At 69.3% G+C, this 11,740-nt stretch carries 9 protein-coding genes; 4 read left to right on the top strand and 5 right to left on the bottom strand.

The annotated features are described in order from the left end of the window. Nucleotides 1-133: 133 nt before the first annotated feature. Entirely contained in the window at nucleotides 134-1,159 is a 1,026-nt protein-coding gene (locus AB0D59_RS38670; RefSeq protein ID WP_362575606.1) for an ATP-dependent 6-phosphofructokinase, read from the bottom strand. A gap of 197 nt (nucleotides 1,160-1,356) precedes the next feature. Here AB0D59_RS38670 and pta point away from each other — a divergent pair, with 197 nt between their 5' ends. From pta to pyk, 3 genes are all read left to right on the top strand, one after another. Next, entirely contained in the window at nucleotides 1,357-3,459 is a 2,103-nt protein-coding gene (pta, locus tag AB0D59_RS38665) for a phosphate acetyltransferase (protein ID WP_362575604.1), read from the top strand. Then, nucleotides 3,456-4,673, top strand: a complete 1,218-nt coding sequence (locus AB0D59_RS38660; protein WP_362575603.1) for an acetate kinase — start codon at nucleotides 3,456-3,458, stop codon at nucleotides 4,671-4,673. The genes pta and AB0D59_RS38660 overlap by 4 nt, the downstream gene beginning before the upstream one ends. 73 nt (nucleotides 4,674-4,746) lie before the next feature. Beyond that, nucleotides 4,747-6,174: a pyruvate kinase gene (gene pyk, locus AB0D59_RS38655; protein ID WP_362575601.1), complete on the top strand. Its 1,428-nt coding sequence runs from the start codon at nucleotides 4,747-4,749 to the stop codon at nucleotides 6,172-6,174. A 235-nt stretch (nucleotides 6,175-6,409) separates the two neighbouring features. Here pyk and AB0D59_RS38650 read toward each other — a convergent pair whose 3' ends face one another. From AB0D59_RS38650 to AB0D59_RS38635, 4 genes are all read right to left on the bottom strand, one after another. Next, nucleotides 6,410-7,759 (bottom strand): hypothetical protein, encoded by a 1,350-nt coding sequence (locus AB0D59_RS38650; RefSeq protein ID WP_362575600.1) that lies wholly within the window; start codon nucleotides 7,757-7,759, stop codon nucleotides 6,410-6,412. Beyond that, on the bottom strand, nucleotides 7,749-8,327 hold the full coding sequence (locus AB0D59_RS38645; protein ID WP_362575598.1) for a DUF6114 domain-containing protein: 579 nt from the start codon (nucleotides 8,325-8,327) through the stop codon (nucleotides 7,749-7,751). Before AB0D59_RS38645 ends, AB0D59_RS38650 begins: the two co-directional genes overlap by 11 nt. A 142-nt stretch (nucleotides 8,328-8,469) precedes the next feature. After that, entirely contained in the window at nucleotides 8,470-9,117 is a 648-nt protein-coding gene (locus AB0D59_RS38640) for a DUF6230 family protein (protein WP_362575596.1), read from the bottom strand. 646 nt (nucleotides 9,118-9,763) lie between these two features. Further along, nucleotides 9,764-10,741: a tetratricopeptide repeat protein gene (locus AB0D59_RS38635; protein WP_362575594.1), complete on the bottom strand. Its 978-nt coding sequence runs from the start codon at nucleotides 10,739-10,741 to the stop codon at nucleotides 9,764-9,766. Between the two features lie 231 nt (nucleotides 10,742-10,972). On the opposite strand from AB0D59_RS38635, the gene AB0D59_RS38630 reads away from it, so the two are divergent. Further along, nucleotides 10,973-11,623: a TetR/AcrR family transcriptional regulator gene (locus AB0D59_RS38630; RefSeq protein ID WP_362575592.1), complete on the top strand. Its 651-nt coding sequence runs from the start codon at nucleotides 10,973-10,975 to the stop codon at nucleotides 11,621-11,623. The last annotated feature ends 117 nt before the right edge of the window (nucleotides 11,624-11,740 follow it).

The raw sequence follows: 11,740 nt of genomic DNA, 5'->3' as shown, positions 1-11,740 counted from the left end.
CGCGACGCCCGGCACGCACTCTCGCCGCACCAGCCGAAGACCCAAGTACGTCCAGTACGAGGGCCTCCGTCCGGCACGCCGAGAGCACGCACCGGCGCCGCTCCTTCACGGGCAAACGTTGCCTGCCACGGCCCTAGAAAACGGACTCCGCCTCGTCCATCCGGTCCTTCGGCACCGTCTTCAACTCGGTCACCGCCTCCGCGAGCGGCACCATCACGATGTCCGTCCCCCGCAGCGCCGTCATCTTCCCGAACTCGCCCTGGTGCGCCGCCTCCACGGCGTGCCAGCCGAACCGGGTCGCGAGGACACGGTCGTAGGCCGTCGGCGTGCCGCCCCGCTGCACGTGCCCGAGGATGACCGGCTTGGCCTCCTTGCCGAGCCGCCGCTCCAGCTCGTACGCCAGTGCCGTACCGATGCCCTGGAAGCGCTCGTGGCCGTACAGGTCGATCTCGCCCTTGCCGTAGTCCATCGAGCCCTCGGCGGGATGCGCGCCCTCGGCCACGCACACCACGGCGAACTTCTTGCCGCGGGCGAACCGCTTCTCGACCATCTTGACCAGGTCGGCGGGGTCGAAGGGCCGCTCGGGCAGGCAGATGCCGTGGGCGCCGGCCGCCATCCCGGACTCCAGGGCGATCCACCCGGCGTGCCGGCCCATCACCTCGACGACCATCACCCGCTGGTGGGACTCGGCGGTGGTCTTCAGCCGGTCCATCGCCTCCGCGGCGACACCCACCGCCGTGTCGAAGCCGAACGTGCGGTCGGTCGAGGAGATGTCGTTGTCGATGGTCTTCGGGACGCCCACGACCGGCAGGCCGGCGTCGGACAGCATGCGTGCCGCCGTCAGCGTGCCCTCGCCGCCGATCGGGATCAGCACGTCGATGCCGAACTCCTCGGCCATGTCGGTGGCCCGCTCGCAGGCTTCGCGGAGGCGGTCCCGCTCCAGCCGCGACGATCCCAGGATCGTGCCGCCGCGGGCCAGGATGCCGCCGACGGCGTCCAGGTCGAGGGGGCGGTAGTGGCCCTCGAGCAGACCCCGGAAGCCGTCCTCGAAACCGATGACCTCGTCGTCGTACTGTGCGACTGCGCGGTGTACCACCGATCGGATGACGGCGTTCAGGCCGGGGCAGTCGCCGCCTGCGGTGAGAACTCCGATGCGCATGGTGGTGTGTCTCCTGCTCGCTGTCGTTACCGGTGAGCCGATCCGATTGTTTCATGCCGCGCGGGCGGGTGAAATCCTGACGGGCGCCTTATCCGGCGCCAGGGGTATTGTCAAGAGGGTTCTGCTCACCTCGGTGGGCGATTTTTATGCCGAAGACTTTTGTGCCGGAGACGAGACACAGGAAACGGAGTGCACACGTGACGCGCAGCGTGTACGTGACCGGGATCGACCGCGGTGACGGCCGCCAGGTCGTGGAGCTGGGCATGATGGAGCTCCTGACCCGGCAGGTCGACCGGGTCGGCGTCTTCCGCCCTCTCGTCCACGACAGGCCCGACCGTCTGTTCGAGCTGCTGCGTGCGCGGTACCGGCTCTCCCAGGACCCGGCGACCGTCTACGGCATGGAGTACCACGAGGCGTCCGCCCTCCAGGCGGAGCAGGGCGTCGACGAGCTGGTCTCCACCCTCGTCGACCGCTTCCACCTGGTCGCCCGCGCCTACGACGTCGTCCTCGTCCTCGGCACCGACTTCGCCGACACCCAGTTCCCGGACGAGCTGTCCCTCAACGCCCGGCTCGCCAACGAGTTCGGCGCCTCCGTGATCCCGGTGGTCGGCGGCCGCGACCAGAGCGCCGAGTCGGTGCTCGCGGAGACCCGCAACGCGTTCCGGGCGTACGACGGCCTCGGCTGTGACGTGCTGGCGATGGTCGCCAACCGGGTCGCCCGCGAGGACCGCGACGACATAGCCGAGCGGATCACCGACCGGCTGCCGGTACCGGCGTACGTGCTGCCGGACGAGCCCGCGCTGTCCGCGCCGACGGTCGCCCAGATCAGCCACGCGCTCGGCGCGAAGGTGCTGCTCGGCGACGACTCGGGCCTGGCCCGGGACACGCTGGACTTCGTCTTCGGCGGCGCGATGCTGCCGAACTTCCTGCCCGCGCTGACCCCGGGCTGCCTGGTGGTGACCCCCGGCGACCGCGCCGACCTGGTCGTCGGCTCGCTCGCCGCGCACAGCGCCGGCACCCCGCCGATAGCCGGCGTGCTGCTCACCCTGAACGAGCGGCCCTCCGACGAGATCCTCACCCTGGCCGCCCGGCTCGCCCCGGGCACCCCGGTCCTGTCGGTGCCGGGCAACAGCTTCCCGACCGCCGCCCAGCTGTTCTCCCTGGAGGGCAAGCTGAACGCGGCCACCCCGCGCAAGGCCGAGACGGCGCTCGGCCTGTTCGAGCGGTACGTCGACACCGCCGGCCTCAACAAGGAGGTCTCGGCGCCGAGCAGCGGCCGGCTCACCCCGATGATGTTCGAGCACAAGCTGCTCGAACAGGCGCGTACGGACAAGCGGCGGGTGGTGCTGCCGGAGGGCACCGAGACGCGGGTGCTGCACGCGGCCGAGGTGCTGCTGCGCCGGGGCGTCTGCGACCTGACCCTCCTCGGCCCCGTCGACCAGATCCGCAAGAAGGCCGCCGACCTCGGGATCGACCTCGCGGACGCCCAGCTGACCGACCCGGCCACCTCCGAACTGCGCGACGCCTTCGCCGAGCAGTACGCCCTGCTCCGCGCCCACAAGGGCGTGACGGTGGAGCTGGCGTACGACGTGGTCACCGACGTCAACTACTTCGGCACCCTGATGGTCCAGGAGGGGCTGGCGGACGGCATGGTCTCCGGTTCCGTGCACTCCACGGCGGCGACCATCCGCCCGGCCTTCGAGATCATCAAGACCAAGCCGGGTTCGTCGATCGTCTCGTCCGTGTTCTTCATGTGCCTCGCCGACAAGGTGCTGGTCTACGGCGACTGCGCGGTCAACCCGGACCCGAACGCCGAGCAGCTCGCCGACATCGCCATCCAGTCGGCCGCCACCGCCGCCCAGTTCGGGGTGGAGCCGCGGATCGCGATGCTGTCGTACTCCACGGGTACGTCCGGTTCGGGGGCGGACGTGGACAAGGTGCGGGAGGCGACCGAGCTGGCGCGCTCGCGCAGACCCGATCTGAAGATCGAGGGTCCCATTCAGTACGACGCCGCCGTGGAGCCGAGTGTCGCGGCGACCAAGCTGCCGGGCTCGGAGGTCGCCGGTCAGGCCAGTGTGCTGATCTTCCCGGACCTCAACACCGGCAACAACACCTACAAGGCCGTGCAGCGGTCGGCCGGCGCGATCGCCGTCGGACCGGTGCTCCAGGGACTGCGCAAGCCCGTCAACGACCTGTCCCGGGGCGCCCTCGTCCAGGACATCGTCAACACCGTCGCCATCACGGCGATCCAGGCCCAGAACCCGAGTCCGTCCCCCAGCGAGAAGGCAACCGCCCAGTGAGCCCCACCCGTGTCCTCGTCCTCAACTCCGGCTCCTCGTCGCTGAAGTACCAGCTGCTGGACATGCGGGACAGCAGCCGGCTGGCGGTGGGCCTCGTCGAGCGCATCGGCGAGCAGACCTCGCGGCTCAGGCACACCTGTCTCGCCGGCGGAGACACCCGTGAGCACAGCGGGCCGATCGCCGACCACGACGCGGCCCTGAAGGCCGTGGCGGAGGAGCTGTCCAGGGACGGGCTCGGCCTTGACTCGCCCAAGCTGGCGGCGATCGGGCACCGGGTGGTGCACGGCGGGATGTTCTTCACCGAGCCGACCGTCGTCGACGACGAGGTGCTCACCGAGATCGAGCGGCTGATCCCGGTCGCCCCGCTGCACAACCCGGCCAACCTGACCGGTATCCGTACCGCGCGGGCACTGCGCCCGGACCTGCCGCAGGTCGCCGTCTTCGACACGGCGTTCCACACGGCCATGCCGGAGTCCGCGGCCCGCTACGCGATCGATCCGAAGATCGCCGACCGGCACCGGATCCGCCGCTACGGCTTTCACGGCACCTCGCACGCCTATGTCTCCCGGGCGACCGCGCGGCTGCTGGGAAGGACACCTGAAGAGGTGAACGTCATCGTGCTGCATCTCGGCAACGGGGCGTCCGCCTCGGCGGTCGAGGGCGGCCGGTGCGTGGACACCTCCATGGGCCTGACGCCCTTGGAGGGGCTGGTGATGGGTACGCGTTCCGGTGATCTGGATCCCGCCGTCATTTTCCATTTGGCGCGTGTTGGCGGAATGTCCATGGATGAGATCGACACTCTTCTCAACAAGGGGAGCGGTCTGTTCGGACTGTGCGGTGACAACGACATGCGGGAGATCCGGCGCCGGATCGACGAGGGCGACGAACAGGCGAAGCTCGCCTTCGACATCTACATTCACCGCCTGAAGAAGTACATCGGCGCCTACTACGCCGTGCTCGGCCGGGTGGACGCGGTGGCGTTCACGGCGGGGGTCGGCGAGAACGCGGCGCCCGTGCGGGAGGCGGCCGTGGCCGGGCTGGAGGGGCTGGGACTGGCCGTCGATCCGGCGCTGAACGCCGTACGGGCGGACGGGCCGCGGCTGATATCGCCGGCGGACGCGCGCGTCGCCGTCGCCGTGGTGCCGACGGACGAGGAACTGGAGATCGCCACCCAGACGTACGCGCTGGTCGGCGCCGGCAGAAATAACAGCTGAGCATATCGGCGCCCATTTGTATCTTCCGCCAGACGGAATATTCCGCAGCGAAACAAACCGATAGGATCGCCCCATGCGCCGTTCGAAAATCGTCTGTACTCTCGGCCCCGCGGTCGACACCCACGAGATGCTCGTCGCCATGATCGAGGCCGGCATGAACGTGGCCCGGTTCAATTTCAGCCACGGCTCGCACGCCGAGCACCAGGGCCGCTACGACCGTGTCCGGGCCGCCTCCAAGGAGACCGGCCGGGCCATCGGGGTCCTCGCCGACCTGCAGGGCCCGAAGATCCGTCTGGAGACCTTCGCCGAGGGCCCGGTCGAGCTGGAGCGCGGTGACGAGTTCGTCATCACGACCGAGGACGTCCCGGGCGACAAGCACATCTGCGGTACGACCTACAAGGGCCTGCCGGGCGATGTCTCGCGCGGCGACCAGATCCTCATCAACGACGGCAACGTCGAGCTGAAGGTCCTGGACGTCGAGGGCGCGCGGGTGAAGACGATCGTCATCGAGGGCGGTGTCGTCTCCGACCACAAGGGCATCAACCTGCCCGGCACGGCCGTCAACGTGCCCGCGCTGAGCGACAAGGACATCGAGGACCTGCGGTTCGCGCTGCGCATGGGCTGCGACCTGGTCGCCCTGTCCTTCGTCCGGGACGCCAAGGACGTCGACGACGTCCACCGGGTCATGGACGAGGAGGGCCGCCGGGTCCCCGTCATCGCCAAGGTGGAGAAGCCGCAGGCGGTGGAGAACATGGAGGGCGTCGTGATGGCGTTCGACGCCGTCATGGTGGCCCGTGGCGACCTCGCCGTCGAGTACCCGCTCGAGAAGGTCCCCATGGTGCAGAAGCGCCTGATCGAGCTGTGCCGGCGCAACGCCAAGCCGGTGATCGTGGCGACCCAGATGATGGAGTCGATGATCACCAACTCCCGGCCGACCCGCGCCGAGGCCTCCGACGTGGCCAACGCGATCCTGGACGGCGCGGACGCGGTCATGCTCTCGGCGGAGTCCTCGGTCGGCGCCTACCCGGTGGAGACCGTCAAGACGATGTCGAAGATCGTCGTCGCGGCGGAGCAGGAGCTGCTGAGCAAGGGGCTGCAGCCGCTCGTCCCGGGCAAGAAGCCGCGTACGCAGGGTGGTTCGGTGGCCCGTGCGGCCTGCGAGATCGCCGACTTCCTCGGCGGCCGCGGCCTGGTCGCCTTCACCCAGTCCGGCGACACCGCCCGCCGCCTCTCCCGCTACCGCGCCCAGCAGCCGATCATCGCCTTCACCACCGACGAGAACACCCGCAACCAGCTCGCGCTCAGCTGGGGCGTGGAGTCGCACGTGGTGCCGTTCGTGAACAGCACGGACGAGATGGTCGACATGGTCGACCAGGAACTCGCGAAGATCAAGCGCTTCCACTCCGGCGACACCGTGATCATCACGGCCGGTTCGCCCCCCGGCGTCCCGGGCACCACCAACATGCTCCGCGTCCACCACGTCGGCGGCACCGCCAAGTGACGGCCCTCTGAGGGGCCTTGTACGACACTGAGGGCGCTCCCTGTGGCAGGGGGGCGCCCTCAGCGGTCTGTCGGCCATGGAGGGCGCTCCCTCTCGTCGGCGGCGTCGGCTCACCACGAGGTCTGTGCCGGCGCTGCCCGAGGACGCGCCCAGCACTGTGGCCCGGTCCCCGCGCGAGGCGGACGACCGGGCCACAGCTCTGTGCGCGGCTCCCGAACGGGTCTGTGGGCGGCGCTCAGCCGGTTCCGTCGGTGGTGTAGACGTGCATCCCGGGGACGTGCAGGGTGCCGCCGAACTGGGCCGCCTGGACGACCTTCACGTTGGTGAAGTAGATCAGCGGGATGTTCAACGGCGGCGGGTTGTCCGGGTCGAACGTGATCGGGATCAGACCGAACAGGTTGCCCGAGATCGACTCGGTGTACATCGTGGTGTCGCCGTCGCGGATCGTGGACGTCGAACCGGACGCGGCCTGCACGTGGTAGGTCTTGCCGAGGGTCGTGTCCTTGACCGTCTGGTGCAGGTCGCCGATGTCGGTGCCGCCGGAGATGACGTATTTCAGCACCTTCTTGGTCTTGCCGCTGGCCGTCTTCACCTCCACGACACCCTGGTAGTCGGCGCTCTTCAGCAGCAGCGAACTGGCATTCAGATACCAGGGGTCGTCCGCCACCGCCACCTTGTTGTCGACGCCGCTCACGTCGTCGGTGGCGACCTTGCAGTCGTCGGCCGATGTGCTGGAGCTCGCGGACGGGCTCGGCGAGGCGGTGGCGGACGCGGTGGCGTCGTCGGCCGCCTTGGTGGCGTCCTTGGTGACCTCGCCGGCCGCCTTGGTCGCCGTGTCGGTGGTGTCCTTCACGGTGTCCGTGACCTTCTTGACGGTCTTGGACACCGTGTCGGAGCCGCTGTCCTTGCTCGACGAGGACGACGAGTCGGAGGACGCCGACGGCGAGGGGGTGGCGCTCGCGGTGGAGTCCGACGAGGACGAACCCGTCGTGCTGCCGCCGCCGAGGACGCCCGTGATCGCGTCCCCGATGGAGTCCAGCAGGCCGCCGCCGCTGCTGCTCGCGGAGGCGGACGGCGAAGGGGTGGCCGTGCCGTCGGAGCCGGACGAACCCGAGGAGGAGCCCGAATCGTCCGACGACGAGGACGACGCGGACGGGGTCGGTGTCTTCGCGTCGTCGGAACCTGAATCCGACGACGAGGACTTGCCCGAGTCCTTGTCCGAGTCCGACGACGTCGAGTCCTTGGCATCGGACGACGCCGAGGGGGACGGCGTCGCCGAGTCCTTGGAGTCGTCGCTCGCGCTCGCGGAGGGCGAGGCGGAGTCCAGGGCGGAGACGCAGTCCTTGTAGTCCTCGGCAAGGCTCTTCGACGACGACGCCGTGTTGTTGGTGTCGGCGATCGCGAGCGTCGACGTGAACCCCATGCCCATGATCACGGCCGTCGGCATCGCCACGGAAGCGATCGCCTTGCCGGCCGGCATGTGGAACCTGGTGAACAGCGGCTTCTTGGGTGCCGCGTGGCGCGGCCCGGTTCTCCCACGGGACTCGTCCACATCAGTCCCGTGGGTCACCTCGTCAGCCGGCACTGTGCCTCCCGTTCGCCCCGTTCAGCGGGCTCGTTCCTGACAGGTCATTCGCCTCGCCCACGCCGCCCGAGCCCGTGAAGTAGGTGGCCTCGCCGGGGGTGTGGTCCCCGGCCGGCGGAACATCGCCCTCCGGCTGCGGCGTACCCGGTGCCCAGGCGACCTCCGGCTGCGGCGGGGCACCCGGTGACCAGGCCACGGCCATCGCTCCGCCGACGAGGGCGAGGAGGAAGCCCATGATGAAGCCACCGAAGTTGGACACGGGAAGGGACACCAGCGCCAGCAGGATCGCGGCGACTCCCGCGAACGTGCGGATGTGCTTCTGGAACCAGACGCTGACGCCCAGGACGACGAGCAGCACGCCGATGATCAGGGACCCGGCACCCGCGGTGGTCGCCATCGCCACCGTGAGGTTGCCGATCTGGAGATGCGCGTACGGGAAGTACATGATCGGAAGACCGGCGAGCAGGATGTACAGACCGGCCCAGAACGGCCGCGTGCCCCGCCAGGAGCGGAACTGCAGCCTCCGGCGGCTGAACTGGCCGGGTGCGGCAGGAGTCTCGGCGCTCATGGAAAACAGCTCCCTGGTGCGGCGTTGCTGTGGTGTTGGTGCTGTGGTTGGGCGGTGCCGTTGTCGTGCACCGCATGTGAAGACCGCGGGAAGAAGGGGGAGGGCGGGGGTGCCGTCGGCGCCCCCGCCCGTCACGGGGTGCTTAGTAGCACTCCGCACCCTTCGTCGAGATCGACATGTGCAGATTGCTCAGCTTGAAGGTTCCGGCAGTGGTGGCCCACGCCGTCTGCTTCACGCCGGTCAGCGAGGCGTGGTCCGCCTCCTGCGCGAACCCGTACGGGTTCGTCTGCTTGTTGGCGACCTCGCCCGACTTGATGCCGGGACCCTTGGTCGAGTCCTTGGCGGCGACACCGATGTTGATGTTGGTGAACGTCGCGTCGGCGGTGAGGTCGTCGAGGTCGATGTACAGCTTGGTGGCCTCGACCGGCTTCTTCGTGTCGGTGCCCGCGTGCAGGATCAGGCTGACGTTCCCGAAGATCGGAACGTTCGGGGTGACCACGGACTGGCACAGGTTGGTGATCTCCGCGGTGTTGAACGCCGAGACCGCCACCGGGTGAAGCGTCTTCTCACCCGCGAGGGTGTACCCCGAGTCGACGGCCCCGTACTGCTGGAAGCCATCACCTTCGAGTGAGTCGGCCGAGACCTTGAACTGCTGGCCCGACACGCTGAACGACGCGGCGAGAGCGCCCTGCGCGAGGGCGACACCTATACACGCCGTGGCGGCGACGCTGGGCACCATGACCACAGCGAACCGCTTCCATCTGGTCCCGCCACGCACCTGGGACTCCATATTTCCTCCTTCTCGGACGTACATCTCCTGGCCCGGAATCGCCCCCAACGGCGGCTCGGCCGGGCAGGGATGGGAGAAGTGCTACGTCCTCGGAAGGGGAGCGCCCGCACTCGGAGGCGCGAACCGCACCTCGATCACCGGCGATCACCCCCGAGCGACAACCACTGGTCGCGCCTGACACGCATCACGCACAACCCTGCTGGACAGGCTTCACCTCACGGCGAAGACCCCCCTGCCCAAGAGCCGGCGTCACTGCCGCCGACTCTGCTCGGTGGGGACCCAGATGAGCCCGCGGGCCCGACTGGCTGTCGGGGTACGGCGATGGACCGAGCGTCGCCGATCGTGGTGCATTCTCGCCGCCCGCACAAGGGGCTTCGTTACTGGGTAGTAACGGCCGGATAACCGAAGGACGACCCGCTGGTCTCGGAGAGCAACGCTGGGTGGCATCCACGGGCAGAACAAAGCCGTTGAACCATGGACGGAACCAGACAGATCAACGCCCCTGATTTACTGCGAGTAACAGCGGCCGCTATTACCAAGATTTGGTAAAGAGCGGCCGCCGTGACCTCGTGTCGGCAAATCTTTCACTCCGGCATCACAGGACGTGACGTTTAGCGACTGGTCAGAACCGTGTTCAGACCGTGATTCAGAACAGCGCCCGTGCCAGCGCCCGACGCGCGCCCACAACCCGGGGATCGTCGGTGCCGACGACCTCGAAGAGCTCAAGGAGCCGCCGTCGTACGGCGTCCCGGTCGTCGCCGGTCGTGCGCTGCACGGCCTCGATCAACCGTCCGAAGGCGTCCTCGACATGGCCGCCCACCAGATCCAGGTCGGCGGCCGCGATCTGCGCCTCGGCGTCGGCCGGCTTCCCGGCCGCCTCCTCGCGCACCCGCTGCGGGTCCATCCCCTGCACGCGCTTGAGCAACTCGGCCTGCACCAGTCCCAGTTTGGCCTCGCTGTTGGCCGGGTCGTCGCTCAGCACGTTCTGGTAGGCCTGGATCGCACCGCCCAGGTCTCCCGCGTCCAGCGCTTGGACGGCGGCTTCGAGAAGCGCGTCGTAGGGACCGGTCGCCATCGCGGGACGGGCCGCCGGGGCGGCGCCCGGCTGCGCGTCGGGGTCGACGGTCAGGCCGGTCAGCCCGAAGCGCTCCTCGGCGACCTGGATCAACTGGTCGAGGGTGCCCCGGATCTGGTCCTCACCGGCGGCGCCCTGGAAGAGCGGCAGTGCCTGCCCGGCGACGACCGCGAACACCGCCGGGATCCCCTGGATCCCGAACTGCTGCATCAGCATCTGGTTGGCGTCGACGTCGATCTTGGCGAGCAGGAAGCGGCCGTTGTACTCGACGGCGAGCCGCTCCAGGACCGGGCTCAGCTGCTTGCAGGGCTGACACCACTCGGCCCAGAAGTCGATGACGACGGGGACTTCGGCGGACCGCTGGAGGACATCGCGCTCGAAGCCGGCTTCGTCGACGTCGATGACCAGATCGGCCGGGGCGACGGCGCCGGCACCACCCTGCCGGGCCGCTTCGGCGCGCGCCTGCTCGGCCTTGGTCTTGGCCTCCTGGGCCGCCTTGACCGCGGCGAGGTCGACGACGCCGCTCATGGACATGTTCCGTGGCTGCATGCGTCTATCCTCCCCCGTTCCCGCGCGTGTGTGAAAAGCGTTGTGAAAGCCGGCCGAACAAGCGTCCGGCAAAGGCGCCGGGTCCCCACCCCACGCCGTGGTCGTCGCTCGTGCGGTCAGCCACGAGCTTTCGCTACGAGTCGTAGCGTAATGCCATGGGGACCCCGCGCGACACCCCTCCCCGGTGATCTCCCTCACGACGTCACATGAACCGCCGGTTATGGTCGTGGGATGCAGAGCCGCACCCCCGCCAGCCGTACCGGGCGCCCACGCAGCGCCGAAGCGGACGCCGCGATCCTGGAAGCGACGCGGCAGGCGCTGGTGGAGCTGGGCTGGTCCAAGCTCACCCTGGGAGACGTGGCGACGCGGGCCGGGGTTGCAAAAACGACGCTGTACCGCCGCTGGGCCGGCAAGAACGAGTTGGTCGTCGACGCGGTCGCGGAACTGTTCGACGAACTCGAACTCCCCGACCGGGGCAGCCTCGCCGACGACATCGAGGGCGTGGTGCTGCAGTTCGCGACGATCCTGGACCGCCCGGAGGCGAAGAGCGGGCTGATGGCGGCGGTGGCCGAGTCGACCCGGGACGAGGCGCTGCGGGAACGTATCCGCGCGTCCATCGTGGACCGCCAGAAACGGCTGGTCCTGGAGGGCCGGGAGCGCGCGCAGCAGCGCGGGGAACTCCCCGCGCAGCCCGACCCGTGCGAGGCGGACCGCACGGCGGACCTGATCTTCGACCTGGTGGCCGGCTCGGTGGTGCACCGCGCCCTGGTGAGCGGCAAACCGGCGGACGAGGAGTGGGTACGCGGCCTGACCAGGATCCTGCTGCTGGGCCTGGCGGGCGCTGCGGACGACACGGGCGGCCCGGGAGAGACCGGACCGTAACGTCAGCGGATCACACCGGACTACCGGACGCTGACGGCGCCGTCACCCACCTCCCATGAAGAGCCGGCCGACGGCGAGCGCCGGTTCCCAGACGTCCTCGTCGGTCTCGGTGACCGT

It is taken from the genome of Streptomyces sp. NPDC048417 (genome assembly GCF_040651615.1).
Classification (GTDB): domain Bacteria; phylum Actinomycetota; class Actinomycetes; order Streptomycetales; family Streptomycetaceae; genus Streptomyces.
The sequence above is the reverse complement of the archived record's forward strand: the minus strand, read 5'-3'. Positions and strand labels throughout refer to the sequence as shown.